Here is a 25,590-nt window from a genome sequence, read left to right as displayed (position 1 = left end):
CGTTGTGCCCCTAGGGTGTCGGCATGGATCTCGACACCGTCCGGACCTTCGTCGTCGCCGCCGACGCGGGGCAGTTCCAGGAGGCCGCGACCGAGCTGGCGGTCACCCAGCAGGCCGTCTCCAAACGCATCGCCGCGCTGGAGCGCAGCCTCGGAGTGCGACTGTTCACCCGTACCGCGCGCGGCGCCGAGCTCACCATCGACGGGCAGGCGTTCCTTCCCCACGCGCGCGAGCTGCTGCGCGTCGCCGAGCGCGCGGTGTCCTCCGTGCGGACCGGCCGCCGTCCGCTGCGCGTCGACGTGATCGCCTCGCGCGGTGCGGCGTCGGGCCTGATGCGCGGCTTCCACCGCGCGCACCCCGAGATCGAGCTCGACGTGGTGATGCTGCTCGACATCGAGACGGCCGTCGCCGCCATCCGGTCCGGTGCGATCGACGCGTCCTTCCGCGCCGTCTCCGCGCCCGGCCGGCCCCTGCCCGCGGACTTCCGGTCCGTACGGGTGCTCGACGAGCCGCTCCAGCTCCTGACCGGCCCCGCGCACGCGCTGGCGGGCGCCCGGTCGGTGCCGCTCGCCCGGCTCGCCGGGCACCGGATCTGGATGCCCGGCATCGTTCCCGGTTCCGAGTGGGCCGCCTTCTACGACGACCTCGTCGCCGAGTTCGGCCTCACCATCGAGGCGACCGGTCCCAACTTCGGCTCCGACGCGCTGCTCGACACCGTTGCCGACACGCCGGCCCTGGCCACCTTCATGGGCGGGCACACCCGCCTCGTCTGGCCCGCCGGCCACGGCCTGCGCCGCATCCCGGTGACCGACCCGACGCCCGTCTACCCGCACTCGCTGCTCTGGCACCGCGACAACCCCCACCCGGGACTGACCACCCTCCGGGCCCACCTCGCCGCCGGAGCGGCCGGGCCCGACGCCGCCGGGACCTGGGTCCCGGACTGGGTGACCCCGCGCTGAACGCGCCCGCCTCCCCGGTCGCGTCGGGGCCGGCAGCGACCGCGTCGGATGGCCGGACCCACCCGCCCGAAAATCAGTGGAACCGCACTCCCGTGCGCCGTTACCGTGCTCGCACCCACCCCCGCCCGGTCAAGGACGTGCCGTTGTACACCAAGTGAGACCCCCCGAGCGCTGAACCGTCGCGCGTCGCACCTGTGCGCCGTGCTCCTTTTCGCTGCGGTCTTCTCACTGGAACCGGTGTATCTCTGTGTCCGAAACCTGGGTGGTCGTACCCACCTGCCTGCCGATCGTTCTCCGCCGCTGCCACAGGTGTGCCTCCGGGCGCTTCCGGGCGAACGGCAAATTCCGCGTCAACGCCAACCACAAGCTCCTCGACGTCTGGCTCCTCGCACTCTGCACCGGGTGCGGGGACACCACCAGGATCACCGTCCTGGAGCGGGTGAACGTACGTTCCGTACGACCCGAGCTCCTGGACCGGCTGCACGACAACGACCCCGCTCTGGCAGCCGAATTGCTCCAGGACCCGGTCGTACGGCGCCGCAATCGCATCGCCCTCGACTGGGACGACGCCTGGCGCCTCGACATCGGGGCACCGCATCAGCCGCACCGGCCGGAGGGTGAGGCGACCGAGGTCTCGGTCCGCTTCGCGGCGCGGATACCCGTGCGGCCGGTGCGGCTGATCGCCGAAGGGTTCGGCCTTCCGCGAGCCGAGGTCGAGAGACTGCTCACCGAGGGGAACCTCGTGTCGACGGTCCGCTTGAGCGGCAAGCTCTCGGGCGACTTCACCTTCACGCTCAAGCGCTGAGTCCCTCCGGCCCGGGACGTGTCGGGGGAACCCGGGCCGGCGAGGTCCGGCTGCGGAGCAGCGTGCTCCGCAGCCGGGTGGACAGGTGTGGACAGGACTGGACAGTGCTCGCCGCCGCAGGGCATGGAATGTGAACACCGCCGGACACGAGGCTGTGTGCCATGAACCTTGGACGCACGAAGGACCAGGCACCCCCCGCGCCCCGGCCGGGGACCGCCCTCGCGGCCCTGGCCGCGGCGCAGTTCACCGTCATGCTGGCCACGTCGATCGTGAACGTGGCGCTGCCGCAGATCCGCGCCGGGGTGGGCCTGTCCGACGGGGGCACCACGTGGGTGGTCAACGCCTACGGCCTGGCGTTCGGTGCGCTGCTCCTGACCGGGGGCCGGGCGGGCGACCTCTTCGGCCGCCGCCGGGTCCTGACCGTGGGCCTCGCCCTCTTCGCGGCGGCCTCGGTGGCGGCGGGGTCGGCCGCCTCGCCGGGCGTGCTGATCGCCGCCCGCGCCGTACAGGGTCTCGGCGCGGCCGCGATCGCCCCGGCCGCGCTCGCCCTGACGATGGACGTGTTCCCGCCCGGCCCGGGCAGGGGCAGGGCCTTGGGGGTGTGGGGCGCGGTCTCCGGTGCGGGGGGAGCGGGCGGCGTCCTGCTGGGGGGTGTGCTCACCCAGGCGTGGGGCTGGCCCTGGATCTTCCACTCCGTCGCGCTCGGAGCGGTGCTGGTGCTCGTCGCCGTGGTGAAGCTCGTACCGCGGGCCGTCGGCCGCGGGTCCGGGCGGTTCGACCTCCTGGGCACCGTCACCGTCACCCTGGCCCTGACCTGCCTGGTCTGGGCCCTGACCAGCGCGCGCGGCACGGGCTGGACGGACGCCCGGGTGCTGGGCGGCCTCCTCGGCGCCGTCACGCTGCTCGCCGTCTTCGTCCTGATCGAGCGTCGCCGGCCGCACGCCCTGATGCCTCCCAGGCTGTTCACCACCGGCCGCGTCGCCGCGGGCAACCTCCTGATGGCGCTGCTGGGTTCCGTGTGGATCGCCCTGTTCTTCTTCCTGCCGCTCTACCAGCAACAGGTCCTCGGCATGGACCCCTTGGCCACCGGAGCGGGCCAACTCCCCCTTGCCCTGGCCAACATGCTCGGCGCCGCCGCGGCGCCGCGCGTCTCCCAGCGCATCGGGGTCACCGCGACCCTGACCGCCGCCCTGCTCACCGAGGCCGCGGGGCTGCTGTGGCTGTCACGGATGAGCGCCGACGGGAGCTACCTCGTCGACGTCCTCGGTCCGAGCGTCCTGGTCGGCTTCGGCCTGAGCGCCGCCTTCGTCCAGCTCACGGCGCTCGCCGTGGACGGCGTGCCGCAGCACGACGCGGGCCTGGCCGGCGGACTGGTGAACACCACCCGCCAGGTCGGTGGTGCGATCGGCCTCGCCGCCCTGGCCACCCTGGCCGGCTCCGTCACCGCCCACGCCGCCACCCACCAGTCCCACGTGGCGGCCCTCACCGCCGGCTACCGGGCCGCGTTCGCGGTCTCCGCGGCGGTCCTCGCCGCCACCGCGCTCCTCGCCCTGCCCCTCACCCGAGCGGCTCGCCGTGCACCCGGCGCCGTCCCGCCCCACACCGCCACGGACCCCGCACCGCCCGGCCCCGCCCGGGCGGCGGACCGCTCACCCGCCACCTGATCCCGACCCGTCAGCCCTTCCCGTACCGAGAACCGAAAAGGACACCGCATGCACACCATCGACACCACGGCCCCCGTCGTCGTCACCCTGGCGACGGTGATCGACGCCCCGCTCGCCACCGTCTGGGCACTGCACACCGACATCGACAACTGGCCCGCCTGGAACGCCGACATCGACCGGGCCCGGCTCGACGGGCCCGCCGCCGTCGGCGCCAGCTTCGTCTGGCTCACCCACGGCATGCACATCACCTCCACCATCCACGAACTCGTCCCCGGACAGCGGATCGTCTGGGGCGGGACGGTCGAGGGAATCGTCGGAATCCACGTCTGGACGTTCGAACCGACCGGGGCGGGCGTCCTCGTCCGCACCGAGGAGTCCTGGAGCGGGGAGCCCGTCGACGCCGCGGTCGACGCGCTCTCCTCGGCCCTGAAGGCCTCCCTCCAGAGCTGGCTCGACCGCCTCAAGGCACACGCCGAGCAGCCCGCCGGGGACGGCACGCGCCCCGCGTGACGAAGACGACGACCGCCGCAACCGCCACCGATGAGATCCGAGGACCCGTCATGACCACCCCGCCCTACCTGAACGGCCACTACACGCCCGTCACCGACGAGATCACCGCCACCGGCCTCACCGTCGAAGGCACCCTGCCCCCCGAGCTGACCGGCCGTCTGATCCGCAACAGCCACAACCCCAAGCCGGGCATCACCCCCACCCACTGGTTCAAGGGCAGCGGCATGGTCCACGGGATCCGGCTGCGCGACGGCCACGCCGAGTGGTACCGCAACCGCTGGGTCCACACCCCCGCCCTCGACGGCGCCCCCTACATGACCGAGCACGGCCCGGACCTGACCGCGAGCACCGCCGGGACCCACGTCATCGAGCACGCCGGACGGCTGCTCGCCCTGTGCGAGGCGAACCTCCCCTTCGAGCTCACCCCGGACCTGGAGACGGTGGGCGCCCACGACTTCGACGGCCGGCTGCGCACCGCGATGACCGCGCACCCCAAGGAGGACCCGATGACGGGGGAACTCCACTTCTTCGGATCCTCACCCTTCCCGCCCTTCCTGACGTACTACGTCGCCGATGCCAAGGGTGCGATCACCCACAGCGCCGAGATCCCCGGCGCGACCGCCTCCCTCAAGCACGACTTCGCCATCACCCGCCGCCACGTGGTCTTCGTCGAGGGCAACGTCACCTTCGACCCCGCCGAGCACTCCGGCATCCCCTACGCCTGGAGCGACCGGCAGCCCTCCCGCATAGGCGTCATGCCCCGGGGGGACGACGGCTCCCGGCACGTCCGCTGGTTCTCCGTCGAACCCGGCAACATGCTGCACGTCGGCAACGCGTACGAGGACGGCCAGGGCCACATCGTCCTGGAAGGCCCCACCGTCGACCGGGACGGGTTCCAGCTCTCGTGGAACTGGTGGGTCGGCGCGCCCGGGCGCGGCAGCGAACCCAACACGCGCTCCTACACCCGCCGCTGGACCATCGACATGACGGCCGGAACCGTCGACGAACGGATCATCGACGACCTCGCGGTGGAGTTCCCCACCCTCAACGAGGAGTACCTGGGGGCCGAGAACCGGTACCAGTACGCGGTGTCCTTCCCCGACCAGGAAGGCTTCGGCGGCTACGGCGTCGTCAAGTACGACCGCACCACCGGAGCTCGCCGCATCCACCAGGTCGGCGATGCCCGCCTCCCCAGCGAGGCCGTCTTCGTCCCGGCGGCCGGCGCGACCAACGAGGACGACGGCTACCTCCTCACCGTCGTCTCCGACCTGAAGCAGGACGCCTCACAACTCCTGGTGCTCGACGCCTCCGGCCTCGGCCGGATCGCCGTCGTCCACCTCCCCCGCCGGGTGACCGCCGGGATCCACGGTTCCTGGATCCCCGACAGCGCCCTCGACGGCAGCGCGGGCTGACCCTCCCGTCCCCGGGGCCCGGCACCGAGCCGCCCCGGGGACGCCCCCTGCTGACGCCGTCGCCTGCGCGCCCTCTCCGTACGGCCCCGGCCGTGCCTGCGGCACGGGCCGCACGGGGGTGCGTCCAGCAACCGGACGGTCACCTCCCAAAAGGAACAAACGCTCGACGAACGGCCAACTGGCCTGCGACGATGCCCTCATGACGCAGATCATCAAGGGGGGCAACCTGCCCGTGTCCGGCGAGCCCATGCGGGTCGCCGTGGTCCGTCGTGCCGCCGGGCCCGGTGTGCCCGAGCTCGACCCGGCGGCACTGTTGCTGGACGACAGCGGTCAGGTGAGGGGACGGAGCGACCTGGTCTTCTACAACCAGCGCGCGCACGCCACCAGCGCCGTACAACTCCTGGGCAACGCCCAGGGCGAGGACGGACGGACGGCGGACTGGCTGGAGATCGACCCGGCCGGGGTCGAGCCGGAGGTGGAGCGGATCCTCATCGCGGCCTCCGCCGAGGGCGGAACCTTCGGGGACGTACCGGGGCTGTACGTGGAGGCCGTCAGCACGGTGACGGGTGAACGGATGGTGGTGTACTCGGTCGACGAGGATGACGCGACGACCGAAACCGCTTACGTACTGGGTGAGTTCTACCGCCGGGCCGGGGGCTGGAAGTTCCGTGCCGTCGGACAGGGGTACGACTCGGGGCTTCCGGGGCTGGCCACGGACTACGGGTTCACGGTCGAGGAGGAAGAGGCCGAGCCCGAGTCGGCCTCCGCGCCGCCGCCCGCGCCCCGGCTCCCCGAGGCTCCCCCGCCCGCCCCGCCCCTGCCGGCGGCAGCAGCTCCGGTTCCCCCGGAGCCGGAACCGTCCGGGGCCGCAGAGGCCGTAGCGGCATCACCGGCCCCCACCTCCACGGCCACGGCCACGGAGCCCGCCGGTACACCCGTCTCCAAGACGGACTCCCCGCTCCTGGGCACCATCACCACACGGCTGAACAACCTCCCGACCGACTTCGGGCCGGACTTCCCCGTCTTCACGCACGAGGGCAAGGGAAACGACATCGTCCGGGTGGAGGTGCCCATGCCGGCCGGGTTCGCCGTGGTCGACGTGGTGAGGGTGGGGGAAAGCCTCATCGAGATCGCGGCGTTGAACCACCGCAACCACGAGCAGTCCCCCTCGGTCCTCAGCAGCTGGCTGGAGGACTTCAGCGGGCGCGGAATCGTGGACCACGACGGGAACGGGCCCCTGCGGCTGCGCGTGAAGGCACACGGCGAGTGGAAGATCACCGTGAGCCCGATCTCGGTGCTCCGCGACGTCTCCGAACGGGTCGAGGGTTTCGGTCCGGACGTCCTGGCGTACGCCGGACCCGCCGTCGACCTCGCCGTCAGGCACCGCAACCGCAAGGACGACTGGTTCGAGCTGGAGGCCATCAGGCGCAGCGCCTCGCGCCGCAACCTTTGCAGCGGGTACAAGTCGGGGCGGACCACGGTGGCGCTGACGCGCGGGGCGCGACTGCTGGTCATCAAGTGCGACAGCCCCTGGTCGATCACCCCCCGCGAGGTCACCCCGCACGCCAACCGGACGGAAGGCGAGGTCCCGCCCTTCTGGAAGCGCCTGCGCTGACCGCCGGCCGGGACCGCGAGGGCCCGTGACGGTGGGCCGGAGCCGGTGGACCGAGTCGCCGTGCGGGGCAACCGCCACCACCGGCCCCGCACGCCCTCGGGGTCCCCCACGACGGTCGGCCGCGGACCGGGCAGGATGGCGTACATGACACCCGACGAGCTGACGGAGCCGGTCGACGGCTGGGCCTTCCTCGGCCACAACAGAGCGGCCCCCGAAGAACTGCTGGTCCGGCTGCTCGACGTCGCCCCCGACTTCCTGTGGCGCAAGGACCTACCGGCCCGCGTCCTCGATGCGGCGGTCGGCCACCCGGACCGGGCGGTGCGCGGCCGGGTCGTCGAGGCGCGGCACGAGCTGACCCCGGAACAGTGGGCCCGGCTCTTCCACGGGGAACGCAGCGGGGCGCGGCGGGCGCTGTTCGTGGAGTTCGCCGCCGACCGGGGGGAGCCGCTGGCCGACGCGGCGATGGAGGAGCTGGCCGCCGACGCGTCCCCTCTGGTCCGGGCCGAGGCCGCCCGGCTGCGCGGGCTTCCCGTGCCTCTGCTCCGCGTTCTCGCGGCCGACCCCGCTCCCGCCGTCCGGGCCGCCGCCTGCGACCCGGTCTGGCCCCACCTCCCCCCGCCGGTGCGGGAGGGCCTGCTCGCCGACCCCGACGAGCGGGTCCGCACCGCCGCCCGGCTCCGCCACCACCGGGACCATCCGCTGTCCGAGGCCGGTTTCGAGCGGCTCGGGGGCACGGCCGGCCGCGCCCTGGACACCTGTCGCCTCGCGCCCGGACTGGCCGCGCGGCTGGCTTCGTACGGGTCCGCGGAGGTCCGGGAGAGGCTGGCGCGCAGTCCCCGACTCGACCCGGCGGCCATCGCCCTCCTCGCCGAGGACGAGCACGAGGAGGTCCGCCGCGCGCTCGCCGTGCGGGCCGACCTGACCGAGGAGCAGCGGGCCGCCGTCCGCCTGGCGGCCGGTCCGGGCGACGGGCGCCACCACCTCCTGCCCTGGGTGGCCGAACTCCACGACGACCCCGGGGCCATGCGCCGGCTCGCCGCCTCCGGCCATCCCCACGTGCGCAGCAGCGTCGCCCGCGCCCGGCACCTGCCGCCGGACGTCGTCGCACGGCTGGCGGGCGACGAGGACCGGGTCGTGCGGCTCTTCCTCGCCGAGTCCTGCGACGACGCGCCGCCGGACCTGCTCCTGGAGGTCTGGCGCTGGTGGGACGGCAGCCTGAGCTTCCCCGGGCGCCCGCGCAGCCACCCGAACTTCCCGCGCGAGGGACTCCTGCGCCATGCCACCGACCCGGACCCGAGGCTCCGGCGACTCGCCCTGGGCGACCCCGGGTCCACGCCCGAGCTGGTCGACAGGCTCAGCCGGGACGAGGCCGAGGAGGTGCGGCAGGACGCCGCGGGCGACCCGAGGCTCTCCCCCGCCGCCGCGGTGCGCCTGCTCGACGATCCGGACTCCTCCGTGCGGGCCCTCGCCGCCCGGCACCCCGCCCTTCCGCGGGAGGTCCTGCTCCGGCTGCTGCTCGACCCCCGGACCGCGGGCTCCGCCGCAGTGAACACGGCGCTGCCCGTGCCCGTGATGCGCCGGATGGCCGACCTGCTGGCGGAGCGGCCGTGACCGGCCGGTTCCGGCCGGGCGGGGCGGCACGCGGCGGGGCGGGAGGTCAGGCGCGGGGCGGCCGGGTGGCGGTGTCCAGGTAGAAGGCGTCGATGCTCTGGACGGCCTGCTCGAACTCCTCCAGGTTGACGGGCTTGGTCACGTACGCGTTGGCGTGGCTGCTGTAGGCGCCGGTGACGTCGTCCGGTGCGGAGGAGGTGGTGAGGACGACGACGGGGATGGTCTGGAGGTCGTCGTCGTTCTTCAGGACCTTCAGCAGGTCCCGGCCGTTCATGCGGGGCATGTTGAGGTCGAGCACGATCAGGTCCGGGCGCACGCTGCCCGGCGCCCGGAGGTGTTCGAGTGCGGCGACCCCGTCGGTGACCTGGACGAGGTTGCGTGCCCCGCGCTCGGAGAGGGCCTCCTCGATGAGCATGGCGTCGGCCATGTCGTCTTCGACGAGCAGGACGTCGAAGGGGCGGGCGGGGGTGGTCATCATCGGATGCTCCGTGGGTGCTTCGTTGGAGTGGTCGAACAGCCCCGGCCAGCGGCGGCGCGCGCCCTGGCGGGTCATCCCGCAGGCGGAGCCGATCTGTGGATAGCCGGCACCCGCCCGGGCGGCCGCCTCGGCCGCTTCCTGCTGGATGCGTGCGGTGGCCTGCTGGATGTGGTCCAGCAGGTGGAGGAGCGTCAGTGCCTGTGCCGGGTCGTCCGGTTTCGGATGCGCCGGGGTTTCCAGCAGTTGCCGCGCAAGGCGCCGCGCCAGGGAACCCACCGCCGCGTCCGCGACGGCGGCGGTCTCCGGCGGGGTGGTCCGCAGTACGAAGTTCTTGCCAGGCATACCCGGCACCTTAGGCGCCCCGGGGAACCTGGACAACAACGGTTGTCGGAACCCCTTTAGAGTATGCACGCCCGCGCTCTTTCAAAGGCGGCCGACTCGACGAGGAGTTCACAGGATGAACGGCGATCAGGAGCGCCCGCGCTCACGGAGGCTCGCCGCGTGGACGACCCGCCGCTGGCTGCGGGTGGGTGTGGCCGCCTCCCTGGTGGTCCTGACCCTGCTGGGGGCGACGGGAGCCTGGGTGCTGGGCCGGACGGCCTCGATCAGCGAAGAACTCGTGGACGTGAGGTCCCCCGCGCTGACGAGCGCGATCCGGCTGGAAGCGGCCGTACTGAACCAGGAGACCGGGATCCGCGGGTACGGGCTCACCGGCACCTCCGAGTTCATCGCCCCCTACCGGGCGGGGCTCGCGGAGCAGGAAACGGACATCTCGCGGCTGTCGGAGCTGCTGCACGGCGATAAGGCCGCCCTGGAGGACCTCGCGGCCGTACAGAGGGCTCTGGAGCGGTGGCAGGACCGGCTCGCCCGGCCCGTCGCGGCCTCGCCGCCCGGATCCCCCTCGCCCTTGGCGACGGAACGCGCCGCCGAGGGGAAGACCGCCTTCGACGAGCTCCGTACGGCCATGACCGCCCAGCAGGACCGGCTGCGGGCGGAGCGGGCCCGGTCGCGGGAGGACCTGCTGGCCACGATGTCGCTGCGCAACGGGGTGTTCACGGCCATCGCCGTACTCATCCTCGCGCTCGCGGCCCTGATCTTCGAGGGTCTGCGCCGGGGCATCACCATGCCGCTCGAACAGCTCGGTGCGGATGCCCGTACGGTGGCCGGGGGCGACTTCGACCATCCCATCGCGGAGACCGGTCCCGCGGACCTGCGCCGCCTCGGCAGCGAGATCGACTTCATGCGGCGGCGCCTGGTACGGGAACTGGCCTTCGCCGAGGAGGCACGGCTGCGCCTGGACGCGCAGGCCGCCGACCTCCAGCGGTCCAACGCCGAGCTGGAGCAGTTCGCCTACGTGGCCTCCCACGACCTGCAGGAGCCGCTGCGCAAGGTCTCCAGCTTCACGCAGCTCCTCCAGCGGCGCTACGGCGGCCAGCTCGACGCCAAGGCCGACCAGTACATCGACTTCGCGGTCGACGGCGCGAACCGCATGCAGACCCTCATCAACGACCTCCTCGCCTTCTCCCGGGTCGGCCGGGTCCACAACACCCACCAGAGCCTCGATCTCGACAAGGTGCTGAAGCAGACCCTGTCCGCGCTCAGCGTCGGCATCGACGAGGCCGGGGCGACGATCACCCACGACCCGCTGCCGACGCTCGTCGCGGACCCGACGCAATTGGGCATGCTCTGGCAGAACCTGATCGGCAACGCGGTCAAGTTCCGCCGCCCCGGCCAGGCGCCCGAGATCCACGTCACCGCGGCCCCCGAAGGCGACCTGTGGCGCTTCACGGTGACCGACAACGGCATCGGGATCGACCCGGAGTACGCCGACAAGGTGTTCGTCATCTTCCAGCGGCTGCACACCAAGGACACCTACTCCGGCAGCGGAATCGGTCTGGCGATGTGCAAGAAGATCGTCGAGTTCCACGGCGGCACGATCGGCGTCGACACCGAGTACGACGAAGGCACGCGCATCACCTTCACCCTGGCGCCTGAGCCTCCGCCGAGCCCCGGACCCTCGCCGCTGCCGGAGGCGAGCCGCGCGGACGCGGGGGCCAATCCGTGACCGCCACCACGCCGGTCGCACAGGACGCGGCCACCGCCGAACCCCTGTACCGCGTCCTGCTGGTCGAGGACGACCGGGGCGACGCGCTGCTCGTCGAGGAGCTCCTGCACGACACGGGGCTGCGGTTCGAGCTGACCACCCGTCCCACCCTGGCCGAGGCCCGCACCGAGCTGACCACCCGCACGATCGACTGCGTGCTGCTCGACCTGCACCTGCCGGACGTGTCGGGAACCGACGCCGTCACCACCGTCCGCGGTCTGGCTCCGCACACCGCGGTGATCGTCCTGACCGGCCTGTCCGAGACGCAGGCGGGCTCCGAGGCGATGGCCTCCGGAGCCCAGGACTACCTGGTCAAGGGCAAGGTCGACGCGGACCTGCTGCGCCGCACGGTGCGCTACGCCGTCTACCGCAGCCAGACCGAGCGTGCCGCGGCGCAGGCCCAGTCGGCCCGGCTGCGCGCGCAGGAGAACGCCCGCCTGGAACGCGGGCTGCTGCCCCAGCCCATGCTCGACACCTCCACCGTCACCGTGACCACCCGCTACCTCCCCGGTGCGGAACTGGCCCTGCTCGGCGGGGACTTCCTGGACGTCGTCGAAGGCGAGGACGGGCTGCTGCACGCCGTCGTCGGGGACGTCAGCGGGCACGGCCCCGACGCGGCGGCCCTCGGCGTCTGCCTGCGCATCGCCTGGCGCTCGCTCGTGCTGGGCGGACACCGCGGCACCGACCTGCTCCGTCTCATGGAGCGCCTGCTCGTCGCCGAGCGCGGCGCCCAGCCCCTGTTCGCCACGTGCACGCTGCTCACCCTCGACCAGCGGTCCGCCACCGGCACGTTCCACCTGGCCGGGCACCACGAGCCCCTGCTCACGACCCCGGACGGGACCCGTGAGGTGGCCGCCGCACACGGCATCGCGCTGGGCCTCGTCCCGGGACAGCGCGACTGGCCCGCCACGGTCGTGCCGCTCCCGGAGGCCGGAGCCCTCACCCTGTACACCGACGGCCTGACCGAAGGGCACAACGGCGAAGCCGGCGGCAGGCTCGGCGCCGAAGGGCTGCTGCCCCTCATCAACCGTCTGCCGTCGGCGGACCCCGCGGCGCACCTGGACAGCCTCATCCGGGAGACCAGGGCCCTCAACGCCGGCCGGCACACCGACGACGTCGCCGTGCTCCGGCTCGACTGGAAACCGCGCTAGGGCCTGTCGTCAAACTCCCGTCGTCGCCCGGAGGGCGGCCCTGCGGCGTCTGGTGCGTGCTCTCGGTGCGCCGGGCGGAAGCCCGCGTACTGGACGTACTTGGCTTTCGCCCGGTGCGGCGAGAGCGCGTGCCAGGCGTCGCGGGGCAGACGGGAGTTTGACGACAGGCCCTAGGCCGCCCGGGGCGTCTTCGTGCCGAGGCGGGCCGTGTACTCGTCCGCGAGCCACGGGCCCAGGTCCTCGACGTACCGGCGGGCCACCGCCGGGTCCGCGACCGGGTCGAGGGCCACGGCGGCCGCCTCCCGCAGCTGTGCGGCCCGCTCGGGGTAGTACCGGCCGAAGACCTCCGCGGACTCGGTCAGGTCGCTGCTCCAGCCGCCCCACCGGGGCATGACCAGCGTGAACGCGGTGCGCACCAGGTGCCGGGAGAAGAAACGGTTCATCCTGCGGTACTCGGCGGGCGTGGAGGCGGCCTCGGCCCGCTCCCGCCACCGGGGCAGCAGCGTGGCCAGGTCGCCGTTCAGCTCGCGGGCCAGCAGGGCGTCCGGACGGTACCGGGGCAGGTGCTCGGCCAGGTCGGCGCCGAGCAGCGGGGTGCACAGGCAGGCGAGGAACCAGCCCAGGTCGTAACGTTCCTGCTCGCTCAGCAGCCGCTCCTTGCCGTACAACAGGACGCCCACGCCGTCGATCTCGGCGAACTCCTCGTCGAGGCTCCGCCCCAGCACCTCGGCGGTGTCCCGGTCCTCGTCGGTGGGCTCGCGGTGCAGGGCGATCAGCAGGTCGAGGTCGGAGCGCCCGGGGCGGGCCGTCCCGCGCGGCACGGACCCGTACAGGTAGGCGCTGTGCAGCCGGCGCCCGTACGCCTCGGAGATCCGGCTCCGCGCGGCCGCGACCAGGGCGGCGAACTCGGGCTGCACCCGGCCCAGCGCGCCCTCCCGCTCGAAGTACCCGTACGTGTCCAGCCCTCTGTGCTCCATGGCCCCACTCTGCCTTCCCGCCGGCGGGCGTCCACCGGATTTTCCCGGGACCGCTCCCCGCTGCCGCGCGGCCCGTGGCGGACGCGCGAAGGGGCCCCGCCCGGCCGGGCAGGACCCCTTCGCGATGCGTACGGGCGACGGCGTCAGCGCGAGCGCTTCGCGAGCCGCTCCACGTCCAGCAGGATCACGGCACGCGCCTCCAGGCGCAGCCAGCCGCGGCCCGCGAAGTCGGCCAGGGCCTTGTTCACGGTCTCGCGGGAGGCGCCGACGAGCTGCGCGAGCTCTTCCTGCGTCAGGTCGTGGACGACGTGGATGCCCTCCTCCGACTGCACGCCGAAGCGGCGCGACAGGTCGAGGAGCGCCCGGGCCACACGGCCGGGAACGTCGGAGAAGACCAGGTCGGACATCTGGTCGTTGGTCTTGCGCAGGCGCCGGGCGACGGCGCGCAGCAGCGCGGTCGCGACCTCGGGCCGGGCGTTGAGCCACGGCTGGAGGTCACCGTGGCCGAGGCCGAGGAGCTTGACCTCGGTCAGCGCGGTGGCGGTGGCGGTGCGCGGGCCCGGGTCGAAGAGCGACAGCTCGCCGATCAGCTCGCCGGGGCCGAGGACGGCCAGCATGTTCTCGCGGCCGTCGGGGGAGGTGCGGTGCAGCTTCACCTTGCCCTCGGTCACGACATACAGCCGGTCGCCGGGGTCGCCCTCGTGGAACAGGGCGTCACCGCGTGCGAGCGTCACCTCGCCCATGGAGGCGCGGAGCTCCGCGGCCTGCTCGTCATCGAGCGCCGCGAAGAGCGGGGCGCGCCGCAGAACGTCGTCCACGAGTCTCTCTCCTATGTCGACCAGCCAGGGGACCGCTCCCCATTTTGCCGGACGGCTCAAACAGTGCGATCAATCACAAGGATGCCGGACGGACGGGCGTGCTGTGCGGCGAGAGACCAATCGGAGTGGTGTTACCTGAGGTCCGGGCGGGTGTCAGCGGCCGGCCTTAGGCTGGCCGGGTGTCCAATAAGCCGGTGAGAGCACAGGCCAAGGGGTCCGCAGGAGTGACGGCGGGCTCAAATTCAGCCGTGGGCGAACAAGCCCCCGCGAAGGTGCCCAGCAAGGCCCCGCCCACCGCCGAGGGCAAAGCTTCGGCCAAGAAACCGCGGCCGGGGGCGTCGGCCGCGCGGCCGGAATCCCACCTGGCCATGGTCCGCCGGGCCCGCCGCATCAACCGCGAGCTGGCCGAGGTGTACCCGTACGCCCATCCGGAGCTGGACTTCCGGAATCCCTTCGAGCTCCTGGTCGCCACCGTCCTGTCCGCGCAGACCACCGACCTGCGCGTGAACCAGACGACCCCGGCCCTCTTCGCCGCCTATCCCACGCCCGAGGACATGGCGGCGGCCGCGCCGGAGGATCTGGAGGAGATCATCCGGCCGACCGGGTTCTTCCGGGCGAAGTCGAAGTCCCTCCTCGGCCTCTCCCAGGCCCTGCGGGACCGCTTCGGCGGTGAGGTGCCGGGCCGCATCGAGGACCTCGTGACCCTCCCGGGAGTCGGCCGCAAGACGGCCAACGTGGTCCTCGGCAACGCCTTCGGGGTCCCCGGCATCACCGTCGACACCCACTTCGGGCGGCTGGTGCGCCGCTTCAAGTGGACCGAGCAGGAGGATCCGGAGAAGGTCGAGGCCGAGATCTGCGCGATCTTCCCCAAGAGCGAGTGGACGATGCTCTCGCACCGGGTCGTCTTCCACGGCCGCCGCATCTGCCACGCCCGCAAGCCCGCCTGCGGCGCCTGCCCGATCGCACCGCTCTGCCCGGCGTACGGCGAGGGCGAAACCGACCCGGAGAAGGCGAAGAAGCTGCTGAAGTACGAGAAGGGCGGCCAGCCGGGCCAGCGCCTGACCCCGCCCCCGGACTACCCGGGCCTCCCGGCCCCGCCGCTGGGAGCCCGTACGGCGCCCTGAGCGGGGTCTGCGGCCGCCGGGCGGTACGGCACCGCCCCGGCGGCCGCCCGTACCGCCGTACGGGGCGCCACGGAACGAATCGGTACCCGGACCGCGTTCAGCGGTGTGGGAGAACACGGACAGGGGTGCCTATGACGCGCGGTACACGGGACGAGACCACGGCGGCCCCGGCCGCCCGCGAGGGGCTGGCCCTCACCACCGACGGCCTGCCCGAGTGGCTCGACCCCGTGGCGTCGGCCGCCCGCACCGTGGAGCCCCGCCAGCTCAGCCGCTTCCTGCCCCCCGAGGACGGCCGGGGCCGCCAGTCCGCCGTGCTGATCCTCTTCGGCGAGGGCCCGCGCGGCCCGGAGCTGCTGCTCCAGGAACGCGCCGGCACCCTGCGCTCGCACGCGGGCCAGCCCTCCTTCCCGGGCGGCGCCCTCGACCCGGGCGACGGCGACCCGCACACGACCGGCCCGCTGCGCGCCGCGCTGCGCGAGGCCGAGGAGGAGACCGGCCTCGATCCGGCCGGGGTCCAGCTCTTCGGAGTCCTGCCCCGGCTCTACATCCCGGTCAGCGAGTTCGTCGTGACCCCGGTGCTCGGCTGGTGGCGGGAGCCCTCCCCGGTCGGCGCGGTGGACCCGGCGGAGACGGCCCGGGTCTTCACGGTTCCCGTGGCGGATCTCACGGACCCCGGCAACCGGGTGACCGTGGTGCACCCGGGCGGCCACCAAGGTCCCGCGTTCCTGGTCGAATCGGCTCTGGTGTGGGGGTTCACGGCCGGGGTGATCGACCGGATCCTCCACTTCGCGGGCTGGGAGCGGCCGTGGGACCGCTCACGTCACGTCCCGCTCGACTGGCGCGCATGAGACGGTGGCCCACGTGAACGTGCTGGACATCCTGTTGCTGGTCGCCGCCGTGTGGTTCGCGATCGTCGGCTACCGCCAGGGGTTCGTCGTCGGCGTCCTGTCGGTGATCGGCTTCCTCGGCGGTGGCCTCGTCGCCGTGTCCCTGCTGCCCCTGATCTGGGACCGGGTGACCGACAACGGCACCCAGGTGACCACGACCGTCGTCGTCATCGCCGTCGTCGTGATCATCATCTGTGCCTCGATCGGCCAGGCCCTGACCACCCACCTCGGCAACCGGGTCCGCCGCCACATCACCTGGTCGCCGGCCCGCGCCCTCGACGCGACCGGCGGCGCGCTGGTCAACGTCGTCGCGATGCTGCTGGTGGCCTGGCTGATCGGCTCGGCGCTCGCCGGGACGTCACTTCCCACGCTGGGTAAGGAGGTCCGCAACTCCAAGGTGCTCCTCGGCGTGTCGCGGGTGCTCCCCGCCCAGGCCAACACCTGGTTCTCGGACTTCAGTTCCACCCTCGCCCGCAACGGCTTCCCGCAGGTCTTCAGCCCGTTCTCGAACGAGCCGATCACCGAGGTCAAGGCGCCCGACCCGGCGCTCGCCCGCAGCGGCGTCGCCGAGCAGGCCAAGCTCTCGATCGTGAAGGTCGTCGGCACGGCGCCCAGTTGCAGCAAGGTCCTGGAGGGCACCGGCTTCGTCTTCGCCCCCGGCAAGGTGATGACCAACGCGCACGTCGTCGGAGGCGTCGGCGAGCCGACCGTCCAGGTCGGCGGCGAGGGCAAGCTCTACGACGGCAAGGTCGTGCTCTACGACTGGGCGCGCGACATCGCCGTCCTGGACGTGCCCAAGCTGAAGGCCCCGGCGCTGGAGTTCGCCGACAAGGACGCGGCGAGCGGCAGCGACGCGATCGTCGCCGGCTTCCCGGAGAACGGCGCGTACGACGTCCGCGCGGCCCGCGTCCGCGGCCGCATCAACGCCAACGGCCCGGACATCTACCACCGGGGCACCGTCCGCCGCGACGTCTACTCGCTCTACGCGACCGTGCGCCAGGGCAACTCCGGCGGCCCGCTGCTCACGCCCGACGGCAAGGTGTACGGGGTCGTCTTCGCGAAGTCGCTCGACGACCCGAACACCGGCTACGCCCTGACGGTGGACGAGATCCGCGACGACATCCGGATCGGCCGGACTGCCGACCGCCGCGCCGACAGCCAGGGCTGCGCCCTCTGACCGGCGCCGGGGCCACCGCACCACGCGGTGCCCCGGCGCCGTTTCCGCCGTTCCTACATGCGGGGATGCCGGAGCCTGGCCGAGACCCAGCGGGCCCGGCGGCGCAGGATGCGTGGGATGCCGAGCCGGGGGTCGTGGCCTCCCCGGCCGGTCCTGTCGTGATCGCCCGGCGCCGTGGCCGAGCGTCGTTCGTGTGCGGTGTCACCGTGGTCGTGCGTCCAGCCCATACAACGAGCTCTGCCCGGGCCCCAAGGTCGGTAACCCCGTCCGGGGCGGCCAATTGGCCTATGCGCCGGGCAATTGAACGCTCGTAAGACGAGCATACGAATCACCTGTCGGCCCGTCACTGAGCGCCGGACGGCCCGTCAGCGGTCGGGTTCGGGATCCTTCAGCCAGTTGACCAGCTCGGTCGAGAAGGCCACCGGGTCCTCCTCGTGCGGGAAGTGCCCGAGACCGTCGAACAGCCGCCAGCGGTACGGGGCTTCGACGTACTCCCCGGATCCGGCCGCGCTCCTGGTGCGCATCACCGGGTCGAGGGAACCGTGCAGGTGCAGGGTCGGTACCCGCACGGGCCGCTTCATCCGCCGGTTGAACTGGAGTCCGTCCGGGCGGGCCATCGACCGCATCATCCAGCGGTACGGCTCGATCGAGCAGTGCGCCGTTGAGGGGATGCACATCGCCCGCCGGTACACGGCGAGGGCCTCCTCGTCGACGCCGTCCTCCTGGAGCCGGGGACCGGACCAGTCGCGGATGAGCTGCCCCACGAGGGCCCCGTCGTCGGCGACGAGCTGCCGCTCGGGGATGAACGGCCGCTGGAACCCCCAGATGTGGGAACTCGCACGGGTCTGGCCGAAGTCGGCCAGCATCGCGGAGCGCCAGCGGCGCGGGTGCGGCATCGAGGAGACGACCAGCCGGCGCACGAGCTTGGGCCGCATCACGGCCGCCGTCCAGGCGAGGTAGCCGCCCAGGTCGTGCCCGACGAGCGCGGCGTCCGGTTCGCCGAGGGACCGTACGACGCCGGTGATGTCGAGCGCGAGGTTCGCCGGGTCGTAGCCGCGCGGGGTGCGGTCGCTGCCGCCCACGCCGCGCAGGTCCATCGCGACCGCGCGGTACCCGGCGTCGGCGAGGGCGTTCAGCTGGTGCCGCCAGGTCCACCAGAACTGCGGGAATCCGTGCAGCAGGAGGACCAGTGGCCCGTCGCCGACCTCCGCGACGTGGAACCGCGCACCGTTGGCCGCGACGTCCCGGTGGAGCACCTTCCTGGCGCCCGGCACGTCGAGCCGGACCGCCGTGGCAGCGGTGGGCGGGGTACCGGGGTCCGGCGAGGGGGCTGTCATGAGGACGAGCGTGCCACACCCACGACGTTGTCACTGACCGGGCGCGGGTGCGGCTTGACGGTGCCGACGAGGGCCGCGGTCTGCTTGACGGACTCGATGGTCTTCACCGGCGGCTTGACCTTCTTGAACTTCGCCATGGCGACCAGTCCGATCAGGCCCGCGAGCAGCCAGAACGCGACCCCGACGATCAGGAAGGACCAGGCGAGCCCGAGCCCGAGATTGTGGATGCCGTAGGCCGCGGCGAAACTCAGTACGGGGAGGGAGAAGAGCAGCAGCACTCCCGCGACGATGGCGGCGCCGCTGCCGATGCCCGCGCGCTTGACGTCCTGCTTGATCTCCACCTTCGCGAGGGCGATCTCGTCGTGCACCAGGGCCGACATCTCGGCGGTGGCCGAGGCGACCAGCTGGCCGAGCGTGCGCTCGGCTCCCTGCGCCCCTTGGTCCACTGCGCTCATCTCTGACTCCCTCTGTCGTCTGCTTCCGGCGGCTGTCCTCCGTCGTCAGTCAGATCATGCCGGACGGTCGCCGCCCGTGCTGGACCCGCCCGCCGCTTCGGAGCGCTGGAGAGCGTGGGCGGCGGCCCTGCGGCGGTGTTCCGCGGCCTTCTCCTCGTAGATCTTCGCCATCCGCAGGTGGTAGTCCGGGTTGTCCTGTTCGTAGATGTCGGGGATGCCGTCGAGGTCCTCGTCGAGCTCCTCCGCCTCGGTCAGCGCCCGGTACTTGCGGTCGCGCATCTTCAGCAGGACGCACGCGACGACCGCGGCGATGAGGGAGCCGAGCAGGACGGCGGCCTTGACCTCGTCCATCAGGGCGGGGTCGTCGGCGAAGGCGAGTTCGCCGATGAGCAGGGACACGGTGAAGCCGATGCCGGCCAGCGAGGCCACGGCGAGCACGTCCGGCCAGGCGAGGTCCTCGTTCAGCTCCGCCTTGGTGAAGCGGGCGGCCAGCCAGGTGCCGCCGAAGATGCCGACGGTCTTGCCGACGACCAGGCCGAGGACCACGCCGAGGGTCTCGGGGCGGGTGAAGACCTCGGCGACGGCCCCGCCCGAGAGCGAGACCCCGGCGGAGAACAGGGCGAAGAGGGGGACGGCGAGGCCGGCGGACAGCGGCCGGACCAGGTGCTCGATGTGCTCGCCGGGCGAGTGCTCCTCGCCGTCCCTACGGGTGCAGCGGAGCATCAGGCCCATGGCGACGCCGGCGATGGTGGCGTGGACGCCGCTGTTGTACATCAGGCCCCAGATCGCCAGGGCGAGCGGGACGTACAGGTACCAGCCGCGGACTCCCGAGCGGAGCAGGAACCAGAAGAGGACCAGACCGGCGACCGCCCCGCCCAGCGCCAGGAAGTCGATCTCGCTGGTGAAGAACACGGCGATGATCAGGATGGCGAAGAGGTCGTCGACCACGGCCAGGGTCAGCAGGAAGGCGCGCAGCGCGGACGGCAGGGAAGTGCCGATGACCGCGAGGACGGCGAGCGCGAAGGCGATGTCGGTGGCCGTCGGGACCGCCCAGCCGCTGGTCGAGCCGTTGCCGAGGGTGTTGACCAGGACGTAGACCAGCGCGGGTACGGCCATGCCGCAGAGGGCGGCGACCACCGGGAGGGCGGCGGCCTTGGGGTCGCGCAGGTCCCCCGCGACGAGTTCGCGCTTGAGCTCGATGCCGGCGACGAAGAAGAAGACGGCGAGCAGGCCGTCGGCCGCCCAGTGCTGGAGGGAGAGGTCCAGGCCGAGGGAGGCGGGCCCGATGTGGAAGGAGCGGACGCTGTCGTAGCTGGCGGAGATGCCGGGGATGTTCGCCCAGACGAGGGCGGCGACCGCGGCCACCAGGAGCAGGACGCCGCCGACGGTCTCGGTGCGCAGAGCGTCCGCGACGAAGCGGCGCTCGGGCAGCGAGAGCCTGCCGAGGAGTTTGCGGCTGGGCGTGGGGGTGGCCACGGTGGGGAACCTCCGGGTGGTCGACGGCATGGCAAATGCAGTTGCCGACCAGACTTCCCGGCGCACCCTGAGACTTTCGGACGTCAAATATTGACGTTTCTCTTATTTTACAGGGTGTGCGCGGTCGTATCGGGTGATCTTCACCTTAAACGGGAGGAGGGCGTCCGGCGCGCTGTGCGCCGGACGCCCTCCGGGGCCCTTCGGGTGGCCGAGTAGCCGGGTGGCGGGATGGCCGGATGGGGCCGCTGTCCGTCAGTCCTCGTCGGAGGCGCTCGGCAGCTTGTTCTGGATCAGGTCCATCACCGAGGAGTCCGCCAGGGTGGTGACGTCGCCGACCGCCCGGTTCTCCGCCACGTCGCGCAGCAGACGGCGCATGATCTTGCCCGAGCGGGTCTTGGGGAGCTCCTGCACCGGCAGGATCCGCTTCGGCTTCGCGATCGGGCCGAGCGTGGCACCGACGTGGTTGCGCAGTTCGCCGACCAGGGTGTCCGTCTCCGAGGCGCTGCCCCGCAGGATCACGAAGGCCACGATGGCCTGACCGGTGGTCTCGTCGGCCGCGCCGACCACCGCCGCCTCGGCGACGGAGGGGTGCGAGACGAGGGCCGATTCGACCTCGGTCGTCGAGATGTTGTGGCCGGACACCAGCATCACGTCGTCGACCCGGCCGAGCAGCCAGATGTCGCCGTCGTCGTCCTTCTTGGCGCCGTCGCCCGCGAAGTACTTGCCCTCGAAGCGCGACCAGTAGGTGTCGATGAACCGCTGGTCGTCGCCCCAGATGGTGCGCAGCATCGACGGCCACGGCTCTGTCAGGACGAGGTAGCCGCCACCGCCGTTGCCGACCTCGTTGGCCTCGTCGTCGACGACGGTGGCCGAGATTCCGGGCAGTGCGCGCTGGGCTGATCCGGGCTTGGTCTCGGTCACCCCCGGCAGCGGGGAGATCATCATCGCGCCGGTCTCGGTCTGCCACCAGGTGTCCACGATCGGACAGCGGTCGCCGCCGATGTGCTTGCGGTACCAGATCCAGGCCTCGGGGTTGATCGGCTCGCCGACCGAGCCCAGTACGCGCAGGCTCGACAGGTCGAACTTCGCGGGGATGTCGTCGCCCCACTTCATGAACGTACGGATCGCCGTGGGCGCGGTGTAGAGGATGGTGACGCCGTACTTCTGGACGACCTCCCAGAACCGGCCCTGGTGCGGGGTGTCCGGCGTGCCCTCGTACATCACCTGGGTGGCGCCGTTGGCGAGCGGCCCGTAGACGATGTAGGAGTGCCCGGTCACCCAGCCGATGTCGGCGGTGCACCAGTAGACGTCGGTCTCCGGCTTGAGGTCGAAGACCGCGTGGTGGGTGTACGCGGCCTGCGTCAGGTAGCCGCCGGAGGTGTGCAGGATGCCCTTGGGCTTACCCGTGGTCCCCGAGGTGTAGAGGATGAAGAGCGGGTGCTCGGCGTCGAAGGCCCGCGGGGTGTGCTCGGTGGACTGGCGGGCGACCACGTCGTGCCACCAGACGTCCCGGCCCTCGGTGAAGGCGGTGTCCTGGCCGGTGCGGCGTACGACCAGCACGTGCTCGACCTGCGGGCACTTGCCCACGGCCTCGTCGATGGCGGGCTTGAGCGCGCTGGGCTTGCCACGGCGGTAGCCGCCGTCGGCGGTGATCACCAGCTTGGCGTCGGCGTCCTGGATGCGGGAGGCGACGGCGTCGGCGGAGAAGCCGCCGAAGACCACCGAGTGGGCGGCGCCGACGCGGGCGCACGCGAGCATCGCCACGACCGCTTCGGGGATCATCGGCAGGTAGACGGCGACCCGGTCGCCCGCCCGTACACCGAGCTCGGTGAGGGCGTTGGCCGCCTGCGAGACCTCGTCCTTGAGCTGCGCGTAGGTGATCGAGCGGCTGTCGCCGGGCTCGCCCTCGAAGTGGATCGCGACGCGTTCGCCGTTGCCGGCCTCGACGTGGCGGTCCACGCAGTTGTACGCGACGTTGAGCTTGCCGTCCGCGAACCACTTCGCGAAGGGCGGGTTGCTCCAGTCGAGCGTCTCGGTCGGCTCCGTGTCCCAGGTCAGCCGCCGGGCCTGCTCGGCCCAGAAGCCCAGCCGGTCCGCGTCGGCCTGCGCGTACGCCGCCTCGGTCACGTTGGCGGCGGCGGCCAGAGCGGCGGGCGGTGCGAACCGACGCTCCTCTTTGAGCAGATTGGCCAGGCTGTCATTGCTCACGACATCTCCCTTTCCCAGGGTGTCCGTTGTGTCCCCGGGCATAGCTCATCAGTTCAGACGCCCAGGTGACAAGGGGTAGCCGAGAATTGGTTTAGACCTATACCACGACTGGGCCCGTACGAAGAACGGTGTGCGGCGGCGTGCGGCGGACGCACGAATGACCCCTCCCCGCTGCAGGGTGCGGGAAGGGGCCAACCGCTTGCACGGTTACGGGAGGGTATCGGTTCAGGTGCGGGGCGTCTCAGACGCTCTGGCCGACGCTGTCGAAAACCCGACAGTCGAAGAAGTCCTCGCCCTCGGACAGCAGGTACGCCTGGGCCTCGCCCACGTGGAAGTACATGCCGTGCAGTTCCAGCGTGCCCTCGGCGAGCCGCCGGGCCACCGATTCGTGCGCCCGCAAGTGCTCCAGCTGCTGGACCACGTTGGTCAGGCACAGCTGCTCCACGGCGTCGGCCGGGAGCCGTCCCGCGATCCGTGCCCACGCGTGGTGGCGGCTGCCCATCCGCTCCAGGCTGGGCAGGCCGTGCCGCAGCCAGCGCCGCAGCGGGGTCATCGGCGCCTCGGGGTGGGAGTTCAGCAGGGCCTGCATGGCCCCGCAGCCCGAGTGCCCGCACACGGTGATGCTGTCGACCTTGAGCACGTCCACCGCGTACTCGATGGCCGCGGCGACCGAGTCGTCGGTGGACTCGGCGCCCGGCAACGGCACCAGGTTGCCCACGTTGCGGACGGTGAAGAGGTCCCCGGGGCCGCTCGCCGTGATCATGCTGGTCACCAGGCGGGAGTCCGCGCAGGTGAGGAAGAGCTGCGAGGGCCGCTGGCCTTCGCGGGCCAGCCGGGCCAGCTCGTCCCGTACGCGGGGCGCGGTGTCCCGCTGGAAGGCGCTGATTCCGTTGGCCAGTTGGCCCGCCCCGCGCCGCCGGGCGGAAGCCGCTGTCCCGTCCGCGCCGGGCAGCGTACGGGAATCCGCGCGGCCGGCGCTCTCCGCGCCGCCGGTTTCCGCGGAGCCGGCGCCGGTGGTGCCACCGGTGGTGCCGGCGGTGGCCGCGCTCACGGCGCGGTGGTCGCAGTGGTTCTGCCAGGGCGTCCAGGGCCGGCAGCACTGGTGCGCTCCGCGCCCGCCCGCGTCGCCGCGGTGCCCGCCACCGGACGTGCCCTCCGCCCCCTCGCTCCCGTCGCCCCCGGCGATCGCGGCGCCGGAGCGGCCGGTGACCTCCAGCGAACCGCCGTGCGCCAGGTGGGAGTCCTGCCAGTCGTGGAGGGTCTCGTAGGCGGCGTGGTCTATGAAGGAGCCGTCCAGCTCGATCACGGTGTGTCCCGTGTGCGGGATCTGGTTGAGCACGCGGCTCAGCCGGGGCACCGCGAGGAAGGTCAACTGGCCGCGCGCGCGGACCCGGTGGACTCCGTCCCGCTCCTCGACGGTGATCCGTGTCCGGGCGAGCCGGTGCAGGGCCACGGCTACGGCCACGGCGATTCCGATGGCGACCCCTTCCAGCACCCCGCCCAGCACCACGGCCACGATGGTCGTCGCGTAGACCAGGGACTCGCGGTGCCGGGAGACCGTACGCAGGTGCGTGATGGACACCATCTGGATCCCGACGGCCATGACCAGGGCGGCCAGCGCCGCGAGCGGGATCAGGTCGAGGACGGGGACGAGCAGTCCGGCCGCGATCACCACCCACAAGCCGTGCAACATGGCCGATTTCCGGCTGACGGCACCGGACTTGACGTTGGCGACGCTGCGGACGGCGACCCCCGTCACCGGGAGTCCGCCCAGCGCGCCGGAGACGATGTTCGCCGCACCCTGGCCGCGCAGTTCACGGTCCAGGTCGGCGCGCGGCGGGCGGTCCTCCGTACCGCGCTCGGAGGCGATCAGCTTGTCGGTGGCCACGGAGGACAGCAGGGACTCCACACTGCCGACCAGAGTGATCGTCAGTACGGCGGCGATCAGCCCGAGCACCGGCCCTTCCGGCAGTTCGGGCAGGGCGTGACTGCGCCACGAGGGCAGATCGACGCGGGGCAGGGTGAGCCCCGCGAGCGAGGCGAACGCCGTGGCCGCGGCGACGGCGGCCAGGGCGGCCGGTACCTTGCGCAGGACCGCACCTGCCCGCCCGGGCACCCGGGACCAGCCGAGCAGCACGAACACCGTCAGCGCGCTCACCCCGAGCGCCGCCGGATGGAGGTCGGCCAACTGGGCCGGCAGACCCTGGACGTTGGCCACGGCCGAGCTCTGCGGGGTGCCGCCGAGCACGATGTGCAGCTGGGCCAGGGCGATGGTCACGCCGATGCCCGCGAGCATGCCGTGCACGATCGCCGGACTCACCATGAGCGCGGACCGGGCGGTGCGCAGGAAGGCGAGCCCGAGCTGGCAGCAGCCGGCGAGCACGGTGATCGCGCAGGTGGTGCGCCACCCGTAGTGCTGGATCAACTCGGCGGTCACGACGGTGAGTCCGGCCGCGGGCCCGCTCACCTGGAGCGGGGCTCCGCCGAACCGGCCGGCCACGATCCCGCCGACCGCCGCGGCCACCAGCCCGGCCTGCAAGGGGGCTCCGGTGGCGAGCGCGATGCCGAGGGAGAGCGGCAGGGCGATCAGGAAGACGGCGATGGAGGCCGACAGGTCCGCGGAGAACTTCCCGCGGGGTGGGGGCGTCTGGGCGGCTGCGGTGGGGGTCTGCGGGTCGGGGTTCTGGGTGGCCGGGCTCGGCGCGGCCGGGGTGGGGGCAGTCATGGGGTCCCGTCTCCTCTGAGGAGGGATGAAGCGGCGGGAGTCTCAACGCTCGGTAAATGGATGGTAATGGAGAGTAAAGAGAAGATGGGGATAATAG

At 72.5% G+C, this 25,590-nt stretch carries 20 protein-coding genes; 12 read left to right on the top strand and 8 right to left on the bottom strand.

Going from position 1 to position 25,590, the window contains the following annotated elements; translation table 11 throughout:
* Positions 1 to 23 precede the first annotated feature (23 nt).
* From ABZZ17_RS03320 to ABZZ17_RS03290, 7 genes are all read left to right on the top strand, one after another.
* Positions 24 to 959, top strand: coding sequence for a LysR family transcriptional regulator (locus tag ABZZ17_RS03320; protein WP_356871424.1), 936 nt, complete (start codon positions 24 to 26; stop codon positions 957 to 959).
* Positions 960 to 1,206: 247 nt separating this feature from the next.
* Complete coding sequence (locus ABZZ17_RS03315) at positions 1,207 to 1,764, top strand: DUF1062 domain-containing protein (protein ID WP_356871422.1); 558 nt, start codon at positions 1,207 to 1,209, stop codon at positions 1,762 to 1,764.
* A 161-nt stretch (positions 1,765 to 1,925) separates the two neighbouring features.
* Complete coding sequence (locus ABZZ17_RS03310) at positions 1,926 to 3,428, top strand: MFS transporter (RefSeq protein ID WP_356871420.1); 1,503 nt, start codon at positions 1,926 to 1,928, stop codon at positions 3,426 to 3,428.
* Positions 3,429 to 3,476: 48 nt separating this feature from the next.
* Positions 3,477 to 3,938 (top strand): SRPBCC family protein, encoded by a 462-nt coding sequence (locus tag ABZZ17_RS03305; RefSeq protein WP_356871418.1) that lies wholly within the window; start codon positions 3,477 to 3,479, stop codon positions 3,936 to 3,938.
* 50 nt (positions 3,939 to 3,988) lie between these two features.
* On the top strand, positions 3,989 to 5,350 hold the full coding sequence (locus ABZZ17_RS03300) for a carotenoid oxygenase family protein (RefSeq protein WP_356871416.1): 1,362 nt from the start codon (positions 3,989 to 3,991) through the stop codon (positions 5,348 to 5,350).
* Between the two features lie 199 nt (positions 5,351 to 5,549).
* Entirely contained in the window at positions 5,550 to 6,965 is a 1,416-nt protein-coding gene (locus ABZZ17_RS03295; protein ID WP_356871414.1) for a TerD family protein, read from the top strand.
* Between the two features lie 144 nt (positions 6,966 to 7,109).
* Complete coding sequence (locus ABZZ17_RS03290; RefSeq protein WP_356871412.1) at positions 7,110 to 8,576, top strand: PE-PGRS family protein; 1,467 nt, start codon at positions 7,110 to 7,112, stop codon at positions 8,574 to 8,576.
* Between the two features lie 46 nt (positions 8,577 to 8,622).
* Here ABZZ17_RS03290 and ABZZ17_RS03285 read toward each other — a convergent pair whose 3' ends face one another.
* Positions 8,623 to 9,396, bottom strand: a complete 774-nt coding sequence (locus ABZZ17_RS03285; RefSeq protein WP_356871410.1) for a response regulator — start codon at positions 9,394 to 9,396, stop codon at positions 8,623 to 8,625.
* A 115-nt stretch (positions 9,397 to 9,511) separates the two neighbouring features.
* On the opposite strand from ABZZ17_RS03285, the gene ABZZ17_RS03280 reads away from it, so the two are divergent.
* Complete coding sequence (locus ABZZ17_RS03280) at positions 9,512 to 11,119, top strand: ATP-binding protein (protein WP_356871408.1); 1,608 nt, start codon at positions 9,512 to 9,514, stop codon at positions 11,117 to 11,119.
* Positions 11,116 to 12,309 (top strand): fused response regulator/phosphatase, encoded by a 1,194-nt coding sequence (locus ABZZ17_RS03275; protein WP_356871406.1) that lies wholly within the window; start codon positions 11,116 to 11,118, stop codon positions 12,307 to 12,309. Before ABZZ17_RS03280 ends, ABZZ17_RS03275 begins: the two co-directional genes overlap by 4 nt.
* A 170-nt stretch (positions 12,310 to 12,479) precedes the next feature.
* Here the strand turns inward: ABZZ17_RS03275 and ABZZ17_RS03270 are convergent, their stop codons facing one another.
* Together ABZZ17_RS03270 and ABZZ17_RS03265 are read right to left on the bottom strand one after the other, a co-directional pair.
* Positions 12,480 to 13,286, bottom strand: coding sequence for a nucleotidyltransferase domain-containing protein (locus ABZZ17_RS03270; protein ID WP_356871404.1), 807 nt, complete (start codon positions 13,284 to 13,286; stop codon positions 12,480 to 12,482).
* A gap of 143 nt (positions 13,287 to 13,429) precedes the next feature.
* Positions 13,430 to 14,104, bottom strand: a complete 675-nt coding sequence (locus ABZZ17_RS03265; protein WP_003981529.1) for a Crp/Fnr family transcriptional regulator — start codon at positions 14,102 to 14,104, stop codon at positions 13,430 to 13,432.
* Positions 14,105 to 14,352: 248 nt separating this feature from the next.
* On the opposite strand from ABZZ17_RS03265, the gene nth reads away from it, so the two are divergent.
* The 3 genes from nth (at position 14,353) to ABZZ17_RS03250 (ending at position 17,292) form a co-directional block, all read left to right on the top strand.
* Positions 14,353 to 15,228 carry an endonuclease III gene (gene nth, locus ABZZ17_RS03260; RefSeq protein WP_356871402.1) on the top strand — a complete coding sequence of 292 codons (876 nt, stop codon included), beginning with the start codon at positions 14,353 to 14,355 and terminating at the stop codon, positions 15,226 to 15,228.
* Positions 15,229 to 15,359: 131 nt separating this feature from the next.
* Positions 15,360 to 16,076: a CoA pyrophosphatase gene (locus ABZZ17_RS03255; protein ID WP_356871400.1), complete on the top strand. Its 717-nt coding sequence runs from the start codon at positions 15,360 to 15,362 to the stop codon at positions 16,074 to 16,076.
* Positions 16,077 to 16,089: 13 nt separating this feature from the next.
* A complete protein-coding gene (locus tag ABZZ17_RS03250; protein ID WP_356871398.1) occupies positions 16,090 to 17,292 on the top strand; it encodes a MarP family serine protease in 1,203 nt (400 codons plus the stop codon).
* A gap of 365 nt (positions 17,293 to 17,657) precedes the next feature.
* Here ABZZ17_RS03250 and ABZZ17_RS03245 read toward each other — a convergent pair whose 3' ends face one another.
* From ABZZ17_RS03245 to ABZZ17_RS03225, 5 genes are all read right to left on the bottom strand, one after another.
* Positions 17,658 to 18,629, bottom strand: coding sequence for an alpha/beta hydrolase (locus tag ABZZ17_RS03245; RefSeq protein WP_356871396.1), 972 nt, complete (start codon positions 18,627 to 18,629; stop codon positions 17,658 to 17,660).
* Positions 18,626 to 19,084, bottom strand: coding sequence for a phage holin family protein (locus ABZZ17_RS03240; RefSeq protein ID WP_356871394.1), 459 nt, complete (start codon positions 19,082 to 19,084; stop codon positions 18,626 to 18,628). The genes ABZZ17_RS03245 and ABZZ17_RS03240 overlap by 4 nt, the downstream gene beginning before the upstream one ends.
* A gap of 54 nt (positions 19,085 to 19,138) precedes the next feature.
* Positions 19,139 to 20,560: a Na+/H+ antiporter NhaA gene (nhaA, locus tag ABZZ17_RS03235; RefSeq protein ID WP_356871392.1), complete on the bottom strand. Its 1,422-nt coding sequence runs from the start codon at positions 20,558 to 20,560 to the stop codon at positions 19,139 to 19,141.
* 252 nt (positions 20,561 to 20,812) lie between these two features.
* Positions 20,813 to 22,810: an acetate--CoA ligase gene (gene acs, locus ABZZ17_RS03230; protein WP_356871390.1), complete on the bottom strand. Its 1,998-nt coding sequence runs from the start codon at positions 22,808 to 22,810 to the stop codon at positions 20,813 to 20,815.
* A gap of 199 nt (positions 22,811 to 23,009) precedes the next feature.
* Positions 23,010 to 25,493, bottom strand: coding sequence for a SulP family inorganic anion transporter (locus ABZZ17_RS03225; RefSeq protein ID WP_356871388.1), 2,484 nt, complete (start codon positions 25,491 to 25,493; stop codon positions 23,010 to 23,012).
* Positions 25,494 to 25,590: the final 97 nt, after the last annotated feature.

Origin of the sequence: Streptomyces sp. NPDC006512 (assembly GCF_040611935.1) — a bacterium.
In the GTDB taxonomy this organism is placed as follows: Bacteria; Actinomycetota; Actinomycetes; order Streptomycetales; family Streptomycetaceae; genus Streptomyces.
The sequence above is the reverse complement of the archived record's forward strand: the minus strand, read 5'-3'. Positions and strand labels throughout refer to the sequence as shown.

What these genes read in the sequence shown, in the direction of transcription:
- ABZZ17_RS03300 (WP_356871416.1), top strand. Translation starts at nt 3,989, where the DNA reads ATGACCACCCCGCCCTACCTGAACGGCCACTACACGCCCGTCACCGAC.
- ABZZ17_RS03225 (WP_356871388.1), bottom strand. Translation starts at nt 25,493, where the DNA reads ATGACTGCCCCCACCCCGGCCGCGCCGAGCCCGGCCACCCAGAACCCC.
- ABZZ17_RS03305 (WP_356871418.1), top strand. Translation starts at nt 3,477, where the DNA reads ATGCACACCATCGACACCACGGCCCCCGTCGTCGTCACCCTGGCGACG.
- ABZZ17_RS03295 (WP_356871414.1), top strand. Translation starts at nt 5,550, where the DNA reads ATGACGCAGATCATCAAGGGGGGCAACCTGCCCGTGTCCGGCGAGCCC.
- ABZZ17_RS03320 (WP_356871424.1), top strand. Translation starts at nt 24, where the DNA reads ATGGATCTCGACACCGTCCGGACCTTCGTCGTCGCCGCCGACGCGGGG.
- ABZZ17_RS03285 (WP_356871410.1), bottom strand. Translation starts at nt 9,396, where the DNA reads ATGCCTGGCAAGAACTTCGTACTGCGGACCACCCCGCCGGAGACCGCC.
- ABZZ17_RS03310 (WP_356871420.1), top strand. Translation starts at nt 1,926, where the DNA reads ATGAACCTTGGACGCACGAAGGACCAGGCACCCCCCGCGCCCCGGCCG.
- ABZZ17_RS03240 (WP_356871394.1), bottom strand. Translation starts at nt 19,084, where the DNA reads ATGAGCGCAGTGGACCAAGGGGCGCAGGGAGCCGAGCGCACGCTCGGC.
- ABZZ17_RS03290 (WP_356871412.1), top strand. Translation starts at nt 7,110, where the DNA reads ATGACACCCGACGAGCTGACGGAGCCGGTCGACGGCTGGGCCTTCCTC.
- ABZZ17_RS03255 (WP_356871400.1), top strand. Translation starts at nt 15,360, where the DNA reads ATGACGCGCGGTACACGGGACGAGACCACGGCGGCCCCGGCCGCCCGC.
- acs (WP_356871390.1), bottom strand. Translation starts at nt 22,810, where the DNA reads ATGCCCGGGGACACAACGGACACCCTGGGAAAGGGAGATGTCGTGAGC.
- ABZZ17_RS03280 (WP_356871408.1), top strand. Translation starts at nt 9,512, where the DNA reads ATGAACGGCGATCAGGAGCGCCCGCGCTCACGGAGGCTCGCCGCGTGG.
- ABZZ17_RS03245 (WP_356871396.1), bottom strand. Translation starts at nt 18,629, where the DNA reads ATGACAGCCCCCTCGCCGGACCCCGGTACCCCGCCCACCGCTGCCACG.
- ABZZ17_RS03270 (WP_356871404.1), bottom strand. Translation starts at nt 13,286, where the DNA reads ATGGAGCACAGAGGGCTGGACACGTACGGGTACTTCGAGCGGGAGGGC.